We start from the raw sequence: 19,629 nt of genomic DNA on the forward strand, positions 1-19,629 counted from the left end.
TTATCAACATTAATTTAATCTTAATTGAAAAAACTACTCTTATGACTTAAGTCAAAGATTTAATAACCCCAAAGTGCTAATATTTATTCTGTTAATGGGCACCTTAACAAGAGAATTATGTTTATTAACTCACAAAATTCGTGTTTCTAAAATCATTTAAGAGGAGAAAATATGTCACTTTCAAGAAGAGAATTTCTTAAAAGTTCAGCAGCAGCATCTGCAGCAGCAGCTATTGGTATGAGTGTACCAGCAGAGCTAGAAGCAGCAGCGGCTACAGCTGAGGGAGACTGGAGATGGGACAAGGCAGCTTGTCGTTTCTGCGGTACAGGTTGTGGTATTATGATGGCAACAAAAAACGGTAAAATTGTTGCTGTTAAGGGAGATCCAGCGGCTCCAGTAAATCGTGGTCTTAACTGTATTAAAGGTTACTTTAACGCAAAGATTATGTATGGTGCAGATAGACTAACTCAACCACTGCTTCGTGTGGATGCAAATGGAAACTTTGACAAACAAGGTAAATTTGCTCCTGTGTCTTGGAGTAGAGCTTTTGATGAGATGGAATTAAACATCAAAAAAGCTCTAAAACATGGTGGACCAGAGTCAGTTGGTGTTTTTGCTTCAGGGCAATATACAATCATGGAAGGTTACGCAGCTCAAAAGATGATGAAAGGCGGATTCCGCTCAAATGCTTTTGATCCAAATGCTCGTCACTGTATGGCATCAGCTGTTGTAGGTTTTTATCAAACATTTGGTGTTGATGAGCCTTCTGGTTGTTATGATGATATTGAATTAACGGATACTATCGTATCTTGGGGTTCAAACATGGCAGAGATGCACCCGATTTTATGGTCGAGAGTAACTGATAGAAAGTTATCTGATCCAGATCGCGTTAAAGTTGTATCTATCCAAACTTATACACACAGAACTTCAGATATTGCAGATATTGAGATTATCTTCTCTCCAAACACTGACTTAGCTCTTTGGAACTACATTGCTAGAGAGATAGTTTATAGAGATGCGGCTGAGGGAATCATTGATTGGGATTTCATAAAAAAACACACTATCTTTGCAGCTGGACCTGTAAACATTGGTTATGGTATGAGAAGAAGTGATGAGAAGTCTATCAAAGAGGGTAAATATACAGCTCTTGAGATGGAAACAATCTCAAAAGAGATGAAAACTACTGTCTCAAATAAAGAGGGACCTTCATTAGAGCCATACGGTTACAAAGCTGGCGATACTATGGAGCACACTAAAGGAACTTTAGGGCACTGGGAAATCTCATTTGAAGATTATAAAAAATCATTAGAGCCATATACACTTGAGTACACAGCAGCTATCGTAAAAGGTGACCCTGATGAAAATATGGAACTTTTCCAAAATAAACTTCAAGCATTAGCAAACCTTTATATTGAAAAAAATAGAAAAGTTGTATCTTTTTGGACTATGGGTATGAACCAACATACGCGTGGTACTTGGGTAAATACACTCTCTTATAACGTTCACTTTATGCTAAATAAACAAGCAGTTCCAGGTTCTGGAGCGTTCTCTTTAACAGGACAACCTTCAGCTTGTGGTACTGCTCGTGAAGTTGGTACATTTACACATAGACTCCCAGCTGATATGATGGTTGCTGTTCCAGCACACAGAAAAATCACTGAGAACAAGTGGATGGTTCCTGAGGGAACAATCAACCCTGTTGGAACTCAAGATATTATGAGAATTCACCGTGATATTGAAGATGGTTTAATCAAATTTGCTTGGGTAAATGTTTGTAATCCTTATCAAGATACAGCAAGTGCTAGCCACTGGATTAAAGCAGCACGTGAGATGGATAACTTTATCGTTACTTCTGATGGATACCCAGGTATCTCTGCAAAAGTTTCAGATCTTATCTTACCTTCTGCTATGATTTATGAGAAGTGGGGAGCTTATGGAAATGCAGAGCGCAGAACTCAACACTGGAGACAGCAAGTTCTTCCAGTTGGAGATGCTATGAGTGATACATGGCAGTGGATTGAGCTCTCAAAAAGATTTACAGTAAAAGATGTATGGGGTGAGTGGGCACCATCTGGCTCGAGAAAAGATGCACTTCCAAGCGTTATAGAAAAAGCAAAAGCTATGGGATATAACGAAAATACAACTATGTTTGAAATTCTTTTTGCTAATGATATTGCAAAATCTTACAAACTTGATCAAAATGACCCAATTCAAAAAGGTTATGATAATACTGAAGGTTACGGAGACTCACGTAAAGTTGTTGGAAGTGATGGAAAAGTATTTGAGGGTTATGGATTCTTTGTTCAAAAGTATCTTTTTGAAGAGTATGCTGCGTTTACTCGTGGGCATGGTCATGATCTTGCACCGTTTGATATGTACCATAAAGTTCGTGGTCTTAAGTGGCCAGTTGTTGATGGAAAAGAGACTCAGTGGAGATTTAATGCTAAGTATGATCCATACGCTGCAAAAGCTACAAAAGAGAGCGGTAACTCACACGCATTCTACGGAACTATTGCAAAAGCCCTAAAACACGGTGATTTAAAAGGTATGGATAAAAATACTGAAGCAAAATCATTAGCAAATAAAGCTAAAATCTTTGCTCGTCCGTATATGGATCCACCAGAGATGCCAGATACAAACTACGACACTTGGTTATGTACGGGTCGTGTTTTAGAGCACTGGCACTCAGGAACTATGACTATGCGTGTACCTGAGTTATATCGCGCTGTTCCAGAAGCACTATGTTATATGCATCCAAAAGATGCTGAGGCAAAAGAGCTTAAGCAAGGTGGTTTATGCTGGGTTGAATCTCGCCGTGGTAAAGTAAAAGCTAGAGTAGAGACTCGTGGTAGAAACAGACCTCCTAGAGGACTAGTTTTTGTTCCATGGTTTGATGAAAAAGTATTTATCAACAAAGTTTGTCTAGATGCAACATGTCCTATGTCAGGTCAAACTGACTTTAAAAAATGTGCTGTAAAAATCTACAAAGCATAACCAACTGAAGTAAAGGAGAGATGGCTTTTGTTTTAATGGCCATCTAAAGAAGATGAATAATAAATCGCAAAGTGATAGAAGAAAATTTATTCTAAGAATGGCTAGAGGAGCTGGAATAGCTGCTCTGGGTGGCTTTATATGGAGTGCCTATGTTGATGAAGTAACAGCTTCACAACTCATGCTTCGCCCACCTGGTGCCATCAAAGAAGAAGATTTTTTAAAAACATGTATCAAATGTGGGCTTTGTGTTGAAGCCTGTCCATACGATACTCTATTACTTGCAAAACCAGGTGATCATAAACCTCTAGGAACTCCATACTTTATTCCTAGAGATGTTCCTTGTTATATGTGCCCAGATATTCCTTGTGTACCTGTATGTCCTACAGGTGCGCTTGATGAAGCTAGTGTTACAACTAATGGCAAACTTGATATCACTATAGCTGAGATGGGGCTTGCAGTAATTGACAGAGAGACGTGTATAGCCTTTTGGGGAATTCAGTGTGATGCATGTTATAGAGCATGTCCTATTTTAGGCCAAGCCATAAGTGTTGAATACAACAAAAATGAAAGAACTGGAAAACATGCATACTTAACACCTGTTGTTCATGCTGATGCGTGTACTGGTTGTGGACTTTGTGAAAAGGCTTGTGTAACTGAAAAGGCTTCTATCTTTGTACTTCCAAAAGAAGTTGCAATGGGTAAGGCTGGAAACTATTACATAAAAGGTTGGGATAAGAACGATGAGAAGCGTCTAGAGGATGCTACTGAGATAAAAACAAAAACAGAGATAAGCAAAGATAAAGCGATTGACTCTTTAAATGATGCGGGGGATTTATACTAATGAGTACTCTTTGGAATAAATATCGTTATCTATTTTTTAGAAGAACAACTCAAATTGGTTTGCTATTTTTATATTTTGGTGCTAATGCTTGGGGTTGGACTATTTTGATGGGAAATCTTAGCTCATCATCGTTTCTTAAAACTGTTCCTTTAAGTGATCCATATGCAGTATTGCAGATGATTGCAGCTGGCGCTGTTATAGCTACTGATATAGTTATAGGTGCTCTTATTATCACTATATTTTATCTTGTAGTTGGTGGTCGCGCTTTTTGTAGTTGGGTTTGCCCAATTAACATAGTAACTGACGCGGCAGCACTGCTGAGAAGAAAAATTGGTGTTGATAATTTTGCAAAAAAACAACCGGCAACGCGAAATATGCGTTACTGGGTCTTAGCTCTTAGCTTGATTATATCTTTTGCTATGGGTGTAACAGCATTTGAGTTTATATCACCAATATCTATGCTTCATAGAGGCATAATATTTGGTATTGGTTTTGGATGGGCAGCAGTGCTCATTATTTTTCTTTTTGACCTTTTAGTCTTGAAAAATGGTTGGTGTGGGCATGTGTGTCCGCTTGGTGGATTTTATTCACTTGTTGGTAAATTTAGTTTGATTAGAGTACATCATACTCAAGAGAATTGCACTGAATGTATGAAGTGCAAGGTTGTTTGTCCTGAGGCGCAAGTTCTTTACATGATAGGCAAAGAGAGCATTCCTGTTCTTTCAGGGGAGTGTACAAACTGCGCTAGATGTATAGAAGCTTGTGATGATAATGCTCTTAATTTTTCAATCAGAAAACTAGTAAAAAATAATAAATCGGGAGAGTAAAATGAAAGCAATGGGTAAAATAACGATTGGTTTAGTTACTGCTGCACTACTAATGGTTGGTTGTGTGAGCGAGAGCGCTAAATCTACTCCACAAAATATTGTGGCAAAAACTGTAACAGAAGAGTCTTTGGGTTTAAGAAATACTGATATATACACTGAAGATGCTACTGTTGCTGCAAAGACTGAGTACAGAACAGCGCAAGCTACTACAAGTACAAAGATACAAAGAGCATTTCAAGATGCACCACCTATGATTCCTCACGATACAGTTGGAATGCTTCCAATTAAAACAGAAGATAATAGATGTGTAACTTGTCACATGCCTGAAATCGCAGGGGCAATGGGTGCTACTCCAATTCCTGTTTCACACTTTACAGACTTTAGACCAAAAGCTAAACTTGTAAATGGTGAGGTAGTTAATCCAGTTGATAACTATAAAAATGAGACAAAAATTGTTAAAGAGAGTGAACTTCAGTATGCTAGATTTAACTGTACTCAGTGTCATGCTCCACAATCTCAAGGGAATCTACCTGTAGAGAACACTTTTGAGGCTGTTTATAACTCAAAAGATGGTGCAAGCAAATCAAGTTGGGATGAAGACAAGTATACTAAATCATTAAATACAGTTATTGGCGGTCCAAGCTTCATAACAGAAGATGACATGGCAAATAAAAACTCTAAAGCTGGTAGCTTAGGCGGCTCAGCTCACTAATGCAAAGAAGAGAGCTATTTGGCTCTCTTGCTTCTTCACTAAAAGGTGAAAAAAAGCAAGAGAAGTTTCTAAGACCACCATATTTTGGTGATGAGTCTCTTTTTCACAAAGAGTGTAACAGATGTGATGGAGTGTGCGCCACCGTTTGCGAAGAAGATATAATCAAAATAGCAGAGGATAAAACACCATACATACTGTTTTCATATAGTGGTTGCACCTACTGTGACAAGTGTGCTGAGGCTTGTGAGTTTGGTGTTTTAAAATTAGAAGATAAAAAGCAACTATCTGCAATAATTACAATAAACAAAGACAAATGTCTAAGTTGGAATCATACCATGTGTTTTTCATGCAAAGACCCATGTTTAGACGATGCCATAGACTTTAAAGCTATGTTTATGCCAGAGATAAACGCTAAATGTACCTCATGTGGATTTTGCATCAGCAAATGTCCAACTGACGCAATTGATATAAAGGTGCTCTAATGAAACTATTTTTAATTTTTGCTTTTTTATTATCTTCTCTTCTTGCCACAACTATAAAAGAACCAATAGCGCACTTTGTTGCAAGTGGCTCTGTTGTGGATATGCTTTATAAAGATGGCAAGCTATACTGTGCAACTGATGCAAGTAGCGTAGATATATTTGATTTTGAGACAAAAAAATTAATAAATAAAATTGAAGTTAAGAAGATTTTAGATTTTATGGGTGAGACTATAGACTCAAAAGTATATTCAGTTGACGCTATAGAAGATAAGATACTACTACTCTCACAAGATAAAAATGGCTTTAGAAGAGTTCATATCTATCAAAACGGTGTCTTAAGAGTTCTCTTTGATTATTCAAAAGGACTCACCGTTGCAAAAGCAAAGTTTTTAGATGCAAATACCTTACTCTTAGCGCTACTGAGCAACGAGCTAATCTCTTATGATATAGCAAAAAATTCACAAAACTACTCTATTCAAGTCTCGGGTGCTAAGTTCTCAGACTTTGTTTTAAATGAAGAGCGAAGTGAAGTTGTCGTAGCAGATGAGAGTGGAAACTTGAAGATACACTCTACAAAAGATGGATTGTTTCTAAAACTTTTAGCTGATCAAAACCTAGATAATGTCTTTCAAGTAGACTATAAAAAAGGCATTATCGCAACTGCTGGACAAGATAGAAGAATGGTTATATATGCTCCTAAGTTCAACTCAGCGTATTACAGTGAGTCAAAATTTCTAATATATAGCGTAGGATTATCTCCAAGTGGAAAAATAGTTGGCTATGCTTCTGATGAAAACAACAATGTAACACTTCAAAACACCATAACAAAAGCAAACCTTGGTAAATTTGGGGGAAATAAAATGACTCTCTCAAAGATACTTTTTATTAGTGAAAATGACTTTTTAGTAGGCAGCGATGATAAAGTCGTTAATCAATATAGTATAAAATAAAGTTTAATTTAAAAGGAAAAATATATGAATATCTCAAGCATAGTAGTAAAAACAGTTCCAAAGTATTTGGATGAAGTTGTTAAAAGTCTTAAAGATTGTGAAGCATGTGACTATCATATGCATGATGAACTAGGCAGAATCATTATCACTATCGAGGGTGCTGGTGTATCTGAGGAGCTTGAAAAGCTAAAAATCATTGAAGCGATTCCTCATGTAGTAACGGCGGATATGCAGATGGCTTATAGTGAAGATGAACTAGATGCTCATATGGAAGTTATTAAAGGCGGAAATGTTGTACCAAAAATCTTAAACGATGACAATGTTGATCCTTCAAATATCGTATATAACGGCGACTTGAAGAAAAAAGATGACTTAGCGTCGTTTACTAAAAAATTTGATGAAACAAAGAGATAGATTATGTCTGCAATATTTGAATCAACTATAAAAATGGCGCAAGGTAGCAAAGAAGATTGGTACATTGAGCTAAGAGACGCTATAGAGGAGAAAATTGAAATCTGCGCAGATTTACAAGAATACTCTAAAAAAATCGAAGAGCTTGGCGCACCTTATGGTGGAAACATTGAAGTAAAATGGGATAAAGATATGAATGTTCCTCCTTATGTGATGGACACTATAAGGTTTGAGATGTCAAAACTTCAAAGAGAGATTGAAGAAGAGACAGGTGAGAGTCTTATAAAAGAAGGAGTTTGATTTTGGAAGCAAAAGCTATAAAATCACTAGAGTATCTTGATGCTGATGCTATAGATAAACATCTAGAGGGAGTTGAGTATATAATTATGGCAGCCCCTGCACCTGACCAATTTAAGAAGAGTCCTATTCATTTCACGATATTTCTAAATACACAAGAGAAATTTCCACAAGATGTTCAAGAGGCAATATTTGGAAAATTTTTAATTGAAAATAGCATAACAAATCCGCAAGAAATCATGAGCCAACTTATGCCAGTTGGTTTTTCAAGTGGTGTTCACGAAACTCATATGCCACTTCTTTTGATAAAGCAAGAAGATGTAAATTCAATCCCACATAGAACTATGTTTGTTATGGATTTTTTAGCAGATTCTGATAACTTTAGTGAAGCAAAAGAGAAGAGTTTAACAGGGTGGAGTTATAGCTATAACTTTTAAAACTTAGCGGATATAATATTATTGTCAATTGTTTTATTATTAAGTATTTTAATAATAAAATGTCTTCTTTAAAAACTTTTGTATATCGGAATGTAAGGATAGTATTTGTTATTTAACTCCTACGAATTTATCTTTGCTTTTCTACCAATTACATTTTTTATCTATTTTTATCTCAATAGCAAAAGATTAACTGTCGCATCTAAAGGTTTTTTAGTCTTTAGTTCTCTGTTTTTTTATTCTTGGTGGAATGTTGCTTATCTTCCTCTAATTTTGTCGAGCATGTTGTTCAACTATAGCATTGGAAATAGTCTCAACAAAGATACTCATGAACGCAAAAAAAGTTTTTCTAAAAAATCTATTTTAATCTTTGGAATTGCTGCAAATTTATTTTTGCTTGGATATTTTAAATATGCTGATTTTTTTATAGAAAATTTAAATCTTTTAAGTGGCTCAGAAATACCACTGATGGATTTATTTTTACCTCTTGCGATTAGTTTTTTTACATTTCAACAAATCGCTTATTTAGTAGATAGTTATAGAGCAGAGACCAAAGAATATGACTTTTTGAACTATGCACTTTTTGTAACTTTTTTTCCTCAACTAATAGCTGGTCCCATAGTTCATCACAAAGAAATGATGCCACAGTTTGCAAATAAGTGGAATGCACTAAAGAACTATAAAAATATAACTTTAGGGGTTTTTATATTCTCCATAGGATTATTTAAAAAAGTGGTCATCGCTGATACATTTGCAGTCTGGGCTACAGCTGGGTTTGATACTGCTACAACACTAAATCTTTTTGAAGCATGGGCAACAAGTCTTAGCTATACATTTCAACTCTACTTTGACTTTAGTGGTTATACAGACATGGCGATAGGTGCTGCACTGCTATTTAATATAAAACTACCTATAAACTTCAACTCACCATACAAAGCTGTAAATATACAAGATTTTTGGAGAAGATGGCATATAACTCTTAGTAGATTTTTACGTGAGTATGTTTATATACCACTTGGAGGAAATAAAAAAGGAGAATTCAGAACCTATTCTAACCTCATGGCTACTTTCATCATAGGTGGACTTTGGCATGGAGCTGGATGGACATTTATCTTTTGGGGACTTTTGCATGGAGTGGCTTTGGTTATTTATAGAGCCTGGAGCAAATTAGGGTTTAAGATGTGGAGATGGTTTGCGTGGTTTTTAACTTTTAACTTTATAAATATCGCTTGGGTATTTTTTAGAGCTAAGGAGTGGCAAGACGCAATTAAGGTGTTATCCTCTATGTTTAGTTTAACTTATGTAATATTGCCTGAAAAGCTAGAAAACAAACTAGCCTTTTTAAATCAATATGGAATTGAGTTTGACAAATGGACTACGAATATTAATGGTTCAAATTGGACGGCTATTTGGATTATTTTTGGATTTTATTTAATCTTATTGTTTAAAAATTCAATGGAAAAAAAAGAAACTTTTATGCCTTCTATTAAAAATAGTTGTATTTTTATTATAGCTTTTACAATTTCATTTTATAAACTTAGTGGTTATTCTGAGTTTTTATATTTTAGGTTTTAATCATGAAAAAAAATTTAAAATGGCTGAAATATTCATCGGGAGTTATTATTTTCATTATACTTAGCATCAGCATCTTTAATTATAAAATTGACAGATTAGGGTTATTTGAAAACTCTAATTATTTATCCAATGCAGCTAAAACTTTAACAAATGGAAATATGATAGCTGGATTAAAAAATTATGATGAAAGATTATTTCAAGAACTAATTATAAAAAATTTAAAAGTTAAAAATGATGCAATAGTTATTGGCTCATCAAGAAGTATGGAGTTAAGAAAACGATTTTTTTTAAAAGAAGAAACATATTTTTTTAATCATTCAGTAAGTGGTGCAAGTTTAGAAGATTATATAGCGATAATTGGAGCATATGAATCTATTCATAATTATTTACCTAATACTATAATAATGGGAATAGATCCTTGGATTTTCAATAAAAATAATTATCAAAATAGATGGCAAACTTTGAATAAATATTATCATTATGAATTAAATAAAATAACTAATAATAAGCAATCAAATAAACAAAATACTATTAATATAGATAAATGGAAGCAGTTGATAAATTACGATTATACAGTTGAAAGTATTAAATTTTTTAAATTATTATTAAAAAATAAAGGCTCAACCTTCTATGTAGTAAAAACAACTGAAATAGATGATTCAATAAAAGAAACTGATGGATCAATTCATTATCCATATAAAATAAGAAACTCAGATTATGAAGAAGTAAAACAAGCTGCAATTTCATACACAAAAGGGCAAGTATACTCTTTGAACAAATTTGATACTTTAAGTAATGTAGTAATATTTGAAGAATTTATAAAATATTTACAACTAAAGAATATTGATATAGTTTTCTTTTTATCACCATATAATCCAATAACATATGATTTGTTGATGAAAGAAATTAAGTATCAGTATATAGATATAGCAGAGAAATATTTAATTAATTTTGCTAAACAGCAAAACATAACAGTAATAGGCTCATATAATCCTCATAAATATGGATTTACAAATAAAGATTTTTTTGATGGTATGCATAGTCATGAAGTTGTTGCTAAAAAAATTTTCCAAAGTACTGATATAAAACGTTAAGTAATCCTTTATATTTTTATTTAAAAAAACTTAGCAGATATAGCCTCTACTTCTTCTATACTCTTAGCGATAGATGCTGATAGATTTTCATATCCATCTTTTGTTACTAAGATATCATCTTCGATTCTGATGCCTATTCCTCGAAACTTCTTTGGTACGCTTTTATCATCTTTATCTATATATAGACCTGGTTCAATTGTTAAAACCATTCCCTCTTTTAGCGCTATCTCTTTATTCTTTTTATCTCTATATGGTGCTGGGTCATGAACGTCTATTCCCATCCAGTGCCCTATTCCATGTGGGTAATACTTTTTATGTTTCTTCTCTTTTATCGCTTTTTTCACACTACCTTTTAGTATTGCAAGTTTTATCATTCCCTTAGTTAGTAGCTTTTCTGCCTTTTCTTGAAGTGTACTTCTTAAAACTTGTGGTTTTATCATACTAATAACTTTTAATTGAGTATCTAAAACCAAGTTATATAGCTCTTTTTGTGCCTCACTAAATTTACCATTTACAGGAATTGTTCTTGTTATATCACTTGCATAGTAATTATGCTCACACCCAGCATCTATCAAGATAAGCTCTCCATCGACTAAAGGCTTGTTATTTTTTATATAGTGCAAAGTGTTAGCGCTATTGCCACATGCAACTATAGAAGTATATGCATCACTGTAAGCTGCATTGTTCTTAAACTCATGCTCTATCTCTGCTTGAAGATGATACTCATATTTACCCTCTTTGTTCATACTCATAACTCTATGATGTGCTTTTGCTGTAATCGCAATTGATTTTTTTATAAGTTTTATCTCAGCAGCTGATTTAACAAGTCTCATTTTTTGTATAAGTGGGATAATGTCAAGTTTTTCTTTAAAGAGTTTTGTACTTTTTAAAATCTTTTTTACAGCACGCTTTTTTGAATTTATCTCAAAATAGATATTTTTTTTATCTTCTATCGAGGCTTTAAAAATCTCTTTAAACTCATCTATCTCATAGACTTCATCTACTAAAAATCTTTTTTTTGCCTCTTTTGTGCCTAATCTTTTTCCATTCCATAACTCTAGTGTCTTATCTTTTTTTTGAACAAATAAGAGTGTTTTTACACTCTCTTTTGTTTTTATAAACATAAGTGCGGCATTGTCCTCTTTAAAGCCACTTAGATAGTAGAAGTTGCTATCTTGGCGGTATGGATGGTGTGTATCGTTAGAACGTGTAGCTTCTGGTGCACTAAATATAACCGCGATAGAGTTTTTTAAAAAACTCTTTGAGAGAGAATCTCTTCTTTTTTTATATTCATTCTCTTTTATCACTTACACTCTCCCTCAAGCCACTCTATATTTTTTGAAATTATTTCATCAAGGGCTAGGCTTAGAGCTTCTACCCCACCATCTGCATCTTGAGTTTTGGTATCAATTTTAGAGCTAAATTTATTTGCTTTTACAACAGTGTTTGTTTTTGCATCAACAAGAGAGAGGCTAATGATTACATTAACATAAGAACTACTCATATCTTTTGTATAAAACTGCATAAACTCCTCAACATCTATCTCCAAAACAAAGTCGCTCTTTACTCTTGACTTAAAAGAGTGAACACTCTTAAATAGTGCAGAATCTCTTATGCTCTTATATAGCGCTGATGTTATAAAGCTATTTGGCGACTCTTGCCACTGTGCTTGTGAATAAGAAAAGATTTGATTATCCGATTCTGTATAATCCATATTTAAAGAGAGTAAAGACGCTGAGCTAAACGCTTGAGATATTTTTAAAGAGTTCTCTTTGCAACCTTTAGAGATGCTCTTTATGTGAGTATCTTTAGTTATAACTCTAAACTCAGTTACATGAGGCTTCATTGTTGTACAACCAACAAATAAAAAAACTGTTATAAGTGTTAAAAGTATCTTCATATTACTTCTCCCCTGGTCCTTTTTTAATTCTCTCTTGCATAAAAAGCATATCTGCTGGGCTTCTCTCGTGATCTCTTAGAGTATCTTCCATTTTTATTATAAGATTTTGCATCTCTATGAGTGTATTATTTAGAGTTGGTAAGATATCATTTGTAATCTCTTTGATATTAAAATCTCCACTCTCAACTGCGATCTTAAATGTATCCATCGAACTTTTAATTCCTAAATAACTATTTGAAATAGAGTTAAATGATTTTGAGATATTCTCTTCCCAAACTATACTATTATTTACAAGCTTCTCTATACGTGGAAAGGTTTCATCTAGCTTTTTAGAAGCGCTATTTAAATTTCTCATAGTTCCTTGAAAATTCTCAATTGTCTCATCATCTAAAATCTTGTTTAGTTTTGAGATAAAGATATCACTGTTTTTTAAAAGAAGTGTAATCTCATTTTGATTCTCTTCTTTTAATACGCTACTAAGACGGTGAAGCGTGTCTGATAGGTTTAGGGTAATATCACCAAGTGTATTTTCAAGTTTTATCAAAAGAGATGGGATAGTCTTTATAACAGGATACTCTTGTCCATCTTCTTTTTCTAAAAGAGGTGCGCTATCATCTCCAAAACTTAGGTTTATGTAACTAAGCCCTGTTATGCCTTGAGACGTAAGTTGAGCCATGGTTGATGATTTTATAGGCGTTGAGTTTAGTACGCTTACTAAAACTATTACCTCTTCAGAGTTATTTGGATTGATACTAAGGTTAGTTACTTTACCTACACTTATACCTCTAAATTTTACAGGAGCATCAAGATTTAAGCCAAGAACTGACTCTTCAAAATGGATGGCATATGTCTTCATCTCAATATTTTTAGATGGTTTAAGTAGCCAATACCCAAAGCCAAGCATTAAAATTGTTGCAAAGAGCATCAAAAAACCAATTAAACTATAATTTACTTTATTGTTCACAATCCCTACCTCTTAGTACCGCTAAAAAAAGTCTCTATAAACTTATTTTCAACACTAAATATATTATCTAAATTACCCTCATACACCACTTTTTTATTATCTATTATGGCGACATAATCTAGTGTATCATAAACTGAACGTAAATCATGTGAGACCATAACGATAGTAAGCCCAAGCAAGTCTCTTAGTTTAAGTATCAATGAGTCAAACTCTCTAGCTGATATCGGATCAAGTCCGCTTGTTGGCTCATCCAAAAACAGAAGCTTTGGGTCCATGGCTAATGCTCGCGCAAGACCTGCTTTTTTTTTCATTCCACCACTAATTTGTGATGGAAATAGATAAGCATCTTCAGGTTTTAACCCAACTATATTTATCTTAAAAGCAACAATTTCATCAATCATAGCTTCTGAGAGATCAGTGTACTCAACAAGTGGGAGTGCAATGTTATCTCTTAGATTTAGCGATGAAAAGAGTGCTCCATATTGAAACAGAACTCCCCATCCACGTCTAAGCTCCATAGCTTCTTTATATCTGATATTTTTTAAATTATGTCCAAGCACATCAATATCGCCACCATGAAATTTTTGCAGCATAACCATCTCTCTAAGTAGCGTTGTTTTACCACTTCCACTAGGGCCAAGTATGCCATATATGCTTCCCTCTGGCACACTCAAATCTACACTCTCATGGACTACCTTTTCGCCAAAAGCAGTTCTTACATTTCTTAGTTTAATAACCATATTCATTATATCCCCAAGTTTGTAAAAGCTATAGAGAAGATAGCATCACATATGATTACAGCAAAAATCGACTCTACAACGCTCTTTGTTGTGTTTAAGCCTATGCTTTGCGTATCATCTTTAACAAGCAACCCTTGATAGATTGCTATGGTGGCAATTAAAAATGCAAAAAACGGTCCTTTTATAATACCAACTATGAAGTGTTTTATGTTTATAACGTCATTAAATCTATCCAAAAACATATCGACTGTTATGTTTAAATCAATATTTGCGACAAGCATTCCACCAAGGAGCGCCATGATATCTGAGACAAAGATAAGAAGTGGCATTGTAATCATGAGTGCTACTATCTTTGGGACAACTAAAAACCTATATGGGTCAAATCCCATGGTCTGCATTGCATCAAGCTCTTGAGTTATCTTCATCGCCCCAATTTGAGCCGTAAAAGCTGAGCCACTTCTTCCAGCGATTACTATAGCAGTAATCAAAGGAGATAGCTCTCTTAGAATTGAGAGTCCAAGCATGTCCACTATAAAAATATTTGCACCGTAGAGTTTTAGCTGATACGCAGACTGGTATGCGACAACCACACCAATCAAAAAGCTAGTAAGTGCAACTATGCTAAAAGCTTTAACTGCGCACTCATTCATCTCAAAAGCTATCTCTTTGAAGCGAATATTTTTATAAGAGATAAGGTAGCGAAATTTATGAGTAAAGAGCTCACCTAAAAACGCCATAAAAGAGATAGCTCCAAGGTATGTTTTATAGCTTTTTTCACCTATTTTTTCGACTGGATTTCTTTTTTTCTTTTTTGTTATTTTCTGAGTTGTTGATTTATGAACTCTAATTAACTCTAGCATATCAAGAGTATCTTTATCTTCACATACTATATCTACCATGTAGCCTTTGAGCTCAAGTTCTTTTTGTAGATTATTTAAAAATATAGAGCCAGCACTATCCAAAAACGATAATTCAAGAAGGTTAATGAGTGCAGTTTTTTCTTTTTGAGACTCTATTTTATCTGTCTCTTTTTTGTATTTCATAAGATTGTAGAGGGTCAGCTCTCCTTTAAATTTTAAAGAGAGCCCATCATCACTATAAGTAGTTTTAAAAGAGGAGTAATTCATGTGGAAAAATTAAAAATCTCTTAGTAGAAGTTTTTTAACCTTTAATATAGTTATGATTCTATCTTCTCTCTTTCCAACGCCATCTATCATAGTATCATCACCGCTTGCCGTATCAGGCGCTGGCCCTATGTTTGATTTTTTAATTCTTATTGCCATTGTAAGTCTATCAATTACAAATCCAGCAACATCATCACCATCTCGCATAACGATAAATCTTGTCTCTTCATTATGCTTTTTAGGGCTAAGTCCAAACTTCATACGTAAGTCTATAAGAGGAATAACAGCGCCACGCATATTAAAAACACCAATAACATACTTTGGAACTTGTGGTACTCGTGTCCATGGAAATGGTTTGATAATCTCTTGAATAGATAAGATTGGAACAGCATACTCTTCATCTCCAATTATAAAACCAACCAATTGAACAACATCATCAACATTCTCTTGTCCACTCTCTTTTTGACTCTGTTTTTTAATAATCTGTTTTAATTTATCGCTCATTTTAAAAACTCCGATCTAAAATTAATGTTTCTTTGAACTACGCTCATCAGATAATCACCAGAGTAAGGTTTTGTAATATACTCAACCATTCCAGACTCAACACCGCGCATCCTATCAGACTTGCCAGTACGAGACGTTACGGCAATTAGAGGTAGGTTTTTGTATCGGTTATATTTTTTAATCTCAGTTGCTAGTGTGTATCCATCCATTCTAGGCATCTCAATATCTACAAGCATAGCATCAAAACTATGATCACCCTGCTTTAAGATGCTAAGAGCTTCTTGACCATCACCAGCTTCAACTAGCGTTACACCAAGAGGTTCAAGAGCTTTTCTCATAATGGTTCTATCAGTTTTAGAGTCATCAACTATCATGATTGTATAATCACTTGCTTTTGTTTTTTCGCGCGTAAGCATTGCAGCATCTGAAGTACTATCAACTATAGCACTTGTTTTAACATGCTTTGCCATATCCATAATTGCTACAACATCAACAATAAGCGTTACACCACCATCGCCTCTGATTGTAGCTCCTGCGATGCCCTCTATGCCTTTTAAGAACTCTCCAAGAGATTTTATAACTATCTCCTCTTGTCCAACTAGAGTATCAACAATAAGCCCAAGTTTACTTGCACCAAGACCAAGCACAACAACGTAAGCGTACTCACTTGAATCTAAAACGCGCTCAACTTCAAAGATATCACCAATATGTACAAGAGAGAGGACATCTTCACGCAGTCTCATAACAGAGCGTCCCTCAACCGTGTAAACTTCATCTTTAGATATTCTAACAGTCTCTAAAACTGAGGCAAGAGGGATAGCGTAGTGCTCCTCTTGAACACCAACAAGTAGTGCTTGAATAATAGCTAGAGTAAGAGGTATCTTTAACTTCATAGAAGTTCCAACACCTAGCTCACTATCTATATCTATGATTCCATTTACTTTTTCGATATTTGTTTTAACAACGTCCATACCAACGCCACGTCCTGAGACGTTTGTAACATTAGCTGCTGTTGAGAAACCTGGCTTAAATATAAGAGCAAAGGCCTCTTTATCACTCATAGTATCAGCTTCTTTTTCTGTGATAACACCTTTTTCTAAAGACTTTCTCTTTAGCATATCTACATCAAGACCTTTTCCATCATCATCAATTTGAATAACGATTTGATTGCCTTCGTTGTAAGCTTTTAACTTAATAGTACCTGTTTCACTCTTACCTTGTTCAAGGCGTATTTGAGGTATTTCAATACCATGATCACATGAGTTTCTGATGATGTGAACAAGAGGATCGCCTATCTCTTCAACGATTGATTTATCTAGTTCTGTATCTTCACCAAATATCTCAAGCTCAATTTTTTTGTTAAGTTCTCTACTTAAATCACGTATCATTCTAGGAAATTTGTTAAATACTTTACCAATTGGGAGCATTCTTGTCTTCATAACTGCGATTTGTAAGTCGGTTGTAACGATTGAGACGATTGATACAACTTGGTTTAGCTCTTCTAAGAAGCTCTCACCCTCATATCGCTCTTCAACATCATCATTGATTTTGATAAGTCTGTTTTTAGCAAGAACAAGTTCTCCTATAAGGTTCATCAAGTGGTCAAGTCGTTTAACATCAACACGGATAGTCTGCTCAACATTAGACTGTTTTTTTGCTGGAGACGCTGCTCTTGCATCATCACTTGAGTCTGAATCTTCACCAAATGATGCAGGTTTTCTAGCTGGTGTAACAACAACTGGAGTTTTTGCAACAGGTACATACTCCTCAGCATCGCTATCTGCATTAGACTCAGCTTCATCCGCTGTGCCGTTAGTAGCTTTTTGCTCTCTTTTTATTTTATCTTCTTCTTGTCTTTGCTTTAAGAGTCTCTCTATTTCAGCTTCTAACTCATCAGCATCCATACTGTCATAGTCTGGCTCATCACTATCATCTGTTGCAACCTCTTCTTCTTGAGGCTCTTGGGTTTTGTTTTGAGCAGATACAGTAGTCTCTGGGACTTCTATATCAGTATCTCCTTTAGCACATTTATCTAGTCTTGCTACACAAGCAGATACATCTATACCGGCATCTGCGCTTGTATCGCGAATAGTATGCAGCAGAGCTTTCATCAAATCAATAGACTCTAAGATAACATCCATGATAGCTGGGTTAAGAACAAGGTCCCCATGTCTCGCTTTGTTTAGTACGTCTTCCATGTGGTGCGTCAAGTGAGTCAAAACATCAAAGTTTAAAAATGAAGAAGCTCCCTTTACTGTATGCGCTACACGAAATATTCTATTTAAAAGCTCTAAGTCATCTGGTCTTGTTTCTAATTCAACTAAATCTTGATCTAGTTGTTCTATAAGCTCGAAAGATTCAACCAAAAAATCTTGTAATATCTCTTGAAATTCATCCATGTTTATACTCCCTACTTCATATGTGCACGAACTATTCGCGCCACTTCATTGTAAAATGCACTTGCTTTAAACTTAACCAAATAAGCTTCCCCGCCAGCTTCAACACCTCTATCTTCACTAAAATGTCCACTAATTGAAGAGTTAAATATTATAGGTATGCCAATAAAGCGCCCATCTTCTTTAACATTTGCAGCGAAGTGAAATCCATCCATTCTAGGCATTTCAACATCTGAAACTATAATCTTTAAGTTTTTTGCTATCTTATCTCCATATAGTTCATATAGTTCTTCTAACTTCTCAAGACCCTCTTCGCCGTCCATTGCTTCGAGTACATTAAAGCCCATATTTACAAGAGCCTCTTTTACTATTTTTCTAGCAGTTGAGCTATCATCTAAGACAAGTGCTAGTCCTGAGAATTTCTCTATCTCAGTAGTATTGAATTTTGTATCTGGTTCATAAAGACCAAGATCTTGAACGACGCTCTCTAAGTCTAGTATAAGAAGAACGTTCTCACCTTCTATCCTTGTTACTCCAGTTATTTTACTGCCCTCAATTGATGAGCTATTGCTCATAAAAGATGCAGGTTCTATATCTGCCCAACTGATACGTCTAATTCTCTTTGCCTCATGAACTATAAAACCAATAAGCATATTGTTAAATTCAGTAATAATAACTCTTGAATTTTTTTCCATTTGTTCAGGTTGTTTTATCTTCATCCACTTTGCAAGATTTACAACAGGAATAACAACACTTCTTAAATCAAATATACCCTCAATAAACTCTGGTGTACCTGGAAGTTCTGTTAATTGTGGTAGCTTTATTATTTCGCGAACTTTTGAGACGTTTATGCCATAAATTCCCTCATAGACTTTATCATCTTCTTGTTTGAAGATGCGAAAATCTACAAGTTCCATCTCGTTTGAGCCAACTTTTAATGAACTCTCTATATTCATACGTTATATCCCTTTTGAGAAAATTTTCTCTTCGACTAACTCTATATTATCTGTCGATTTTACTATAAAGTATCTTTGATTGCAAGCAAAAGCCCCAAGGTTAATATATATAAAATCTCTCATATTTATCATCTTGTTTTGGTGAAAATGTCCCTCAACAAAATAATCACAACTATATTTGTTTGAGAGTCTTTTTGTCATAAAACTTTTCAGACCGATAAACTCTCTACAATCATCTTTTTGGCTTAAATATCTATCTAAACGCTTTAAGATACCATTATTCAAAAGGGTATCAAGAGCTCTAAGTATAAGCAGTACATAGTGATTTCTAATTATTTTTGTATAAACTTTATACAAAGGTGCTCCCTCTATATCGCCATGAGCAAGAATAATTTTCTTATCTTTGTATCTGCATGTAAGTGGTTGAG

At 34.6% G+C, this 19,629-nt stretch carries 19 protein-coding genes and 1 pseudogene; 11 read left to right on the top strand and 9 right to left on the bottom strand.

Going from position 1 to position 19,629, the window contains the following annotated elements:
• The first annotated feature begins 171 nt into the window (after positions 1-171).
• From napA to PHI38_RS03315, 11 genes are all read left to right on the top strand, one after another.
• Positions 172-2,994: a nitrate reductase catalytic subunit NapA gene (gene napA, locus PHI38_RS03265; protein ID WP_299852799.1), complete on the top strand. Its 2,823-nt coding sequence runs from the start codon at positions 172-174 to the stop codon at positions 2,992-2,994.
• Between the two features lie 52 nt (positions 2,995-3,046).
• Complete coding sequence (napG, locus tag PHI38_RS03270; RefSeq protein WP_299852802.1) at positions 3,047-3,835, top strand: ferredoxin-type protein NapG; 789 nt, start codon at positions 3,047-3,049, stop codon at positions 3,833-3,835.
• Complete coding sequence (gene napH, locus PHI38_RS03275) at positions 3,835-4,662, top strand: quinol dehydrogenase ferredoxin subunit NapH (RefSeq protein WP_299852805.1); 828 nt, start codon at positions 3,835-3,837, stop codon at positions 4,660-4,662. The genes napG and napH overlap by 1 nt, the downstream gene beginning before the upstream one ends.
• Before the next feature lies 1 nt (position 4,663).
• A complete protein-coding gene (locus PHI38_RS03280; RefSeq protein ID WP_299852808.1) occupies positions 4,664-5,374 on the top strand; it encodes a nitrate reductase cytochrome c-type subunit in 711 nt (236 codons plus the stop codon).
• The gene (locus tag PHI38_RS03285; RefSeq protein WP_299852810.1) at positions 5,374-5,856 is read left to right on the top strand and encodes a ferredoxin-type protein NapF; all 483 of its coding nucleotides are present in this window, start codon (positions 5,374-5,376) and stop codon (positions 5,854-5,856) included. Before PHI38_RS03280 ends, PHI38_RS03285 begins: the two co-directional genes overlap by 1 nt.
• Positions 5,856-6,806 carry a WD40 repeat domain-containing protein gene (locus PHI38_RS03290; RefSeq protein WP_299852813.1) on the top strand — a complete coding sequence of 317 codons (951 nt, stop codon included), beginning with the start codon at positions 5,856-5,858 and terminating at the stop codon, positions 6,804-6,806. Before PHI38_RS03285 ends, PHI38_RS03290 begins: the two co-directional genes overlap by 1 nt.
• A 24-nt stretch (positions 6,807-6,830) precedes the next feature.
• Complete coding sequence (locus tag PHI38_RS03295; RefSeq protein WP_299852816.1) at positions 6,831-7,220, top strand: chaperone NapD; 390 nt, start codon at positions 6,831-6,833, stop codon at positions 7,218-7,220.
• A gap of 3 nt (positions 7,221-7,223) precedes the next feature.
• Positions 7,224-7,517: a hypothetical protein gene (locus PHI38_RS03300; protein WP_299852819.1), complete on the top strand. Its 294-nt coding sequence runs from the start codon at positions 7,224-7,226 to the stop codon at positions 7,515-7,517.
• Between the two features lie 2 nt (positions 7,518-7,519).
• A complete protein-coding gene (locus tag PHI38_RS03305) occupies positions 7,520-7,951 on the top strand; it encodes a hypothetical protein (protein WP_299852822.1) in 432 nt (143 codons plus the stop codon).
• Between the two features lie 105 nt (positions 7,952-8,056).
• A complete protein-coding gene (locus tag PHI38_RS03310) occupies positions 8,057-9,523 on the top strand; it encodes an MBOAT family protein (protein WP_299852825.1) in 1,467 nt (488 codons plus the stop codon).
• Between the two features lie 2 nt (positions 9,524-9,525).
• A complete protein-coding gene (locus PHI38_RS03315; protein ID WP_299852827.1) occupies positions 9,526-10,617 on the top strand; it encodes a hypothetical protein in 1,092 nt (363 codons plus the stop codon).
• 20 nt (positions 10,618-10,637) lie between these two features.
• Here the strand turns inward: PHI38_RS03315 and PHI38_RS03320 are convergent, their stop codons facing one another.
• From PHI38_RS03320 to PHI38_RS03360, 9 genes and pseudogenes are all read right to left on the bottom strand, one after another.
• On the bottom strand, positions 10,638-11,924 hold the full coding sequence (locus PHI38_RS03320) for an aminopeptidase P N-terminal domain-containing protein (RefSeq protein ID WP_299852829.1): 1,287 nt from the start codon (positions 11,922-11,924) through the stop codon (positions 10,638-10,640).
• Positions 11,921-12,517: an ABC-type transport auxiliary lipoprotein family protein gene (locus PHI38_RS03325; protein ID WP_299852831.1), complete on the bottom strand. Its 597-nt coding sequence runs from the start codon at positions 12,515-12,517 to the stop codon at positions 11,921-11,923. The genes PHI38_RS03320 and PHI38_RS03325 overlap by 4 nt, the downstream gene beginning before the upstream one ends.
• Position 12,518: 1 nt before the next feature.
• Positions 12,519-13,481, bottom strand: coding sequence for an MlaD family protein (locus tag PHI38_RS03330; protein WP_299852833.1), 963 nt, complete (start codon positions 13,479-13,481; stop codon positions 12,519-12,521).
• Positions 13,482-13,486: 5 nt separating this feature from the next.
• On the bottom strand, positions 13,487-14,227 hold the full coding sequence (locus PHI38_RS03335) for an ABC transporter ATP-binding protein (RefSeq protein ID WP_299852835.1): 741 nt from the start codon (positions 14,225-14,227) through the stop codon (positions 13,487-13,489).
• Entirely contained in the window at positions 14,227-15,348 is a 1,122-nt protein-coding gene (locus tag PHI38_RS03340; RefSeq protein WP_299852837.1) for an MlaE family lipid ABC transporter permease subunit, read from the bottom strand. Before PHI38_RS03340 ends, PHI38_RS03335 begins: the two co-directional genes overlap by 1 nt.
• A 9-nt stretch (positions 15,349-15,357) precedes the next feature.
• Complete coding sequence (locus PHI38_RS03345) at positions 15,358-15,849, bottom strand: chemotaxis protein CheW (protein ID WP_299852840.1); 492 nt, start codon at positions 15,847-15,849, stop codon at positions 15,358-15,360.
• Positions 15,846-18,248: a chemotaxis protein CheW gene (locus PHI38_RS03350; RefSeq protein ID WP_299852842.1), complete on the bottom strand. Its 2,403-nt coding sequence runs from the start codon at positions 18,246-18,248 to the stop codon at positions 15,846-15,848. The genes PHI38_RS03345 and PHI38_RS03350 overlap by 4 nt, the downstream gene beginning before the upstream one ends.
• An 11-nt stretch (positions 18,249-18,259) precedes the next feature.
• Positions 18,260-19,201: a chemotaxis protein gene (locus PHI38_RS03355; RefSeq protein WP_299852844.1), complete on the bottom strand. Its 942-nt coding sequence runs from the start codon at positions 19,199-19,201 to the stop codon at positions 18,260-18,262.
• A 3-nt stretch (positions 19,202-19,204) separates the two neighbouring features.
• Positions 19,205-19,629, bottom strand: a pseudogene (locus PHI38_RS03360) (UDP-2,3-diacylglucosamine hydrolase); the annotation flags it as partial.

The sequence above is a fragment of the Sulfurimonas sp. genome (genome assembly GCF_028694895.1).
Classification (GTDB): domain Bacteria; phylum Campylobacterota; class Campylobacteria; order Campylobacterales; family Sulfurimonadaceae; genus Sulfurimonas.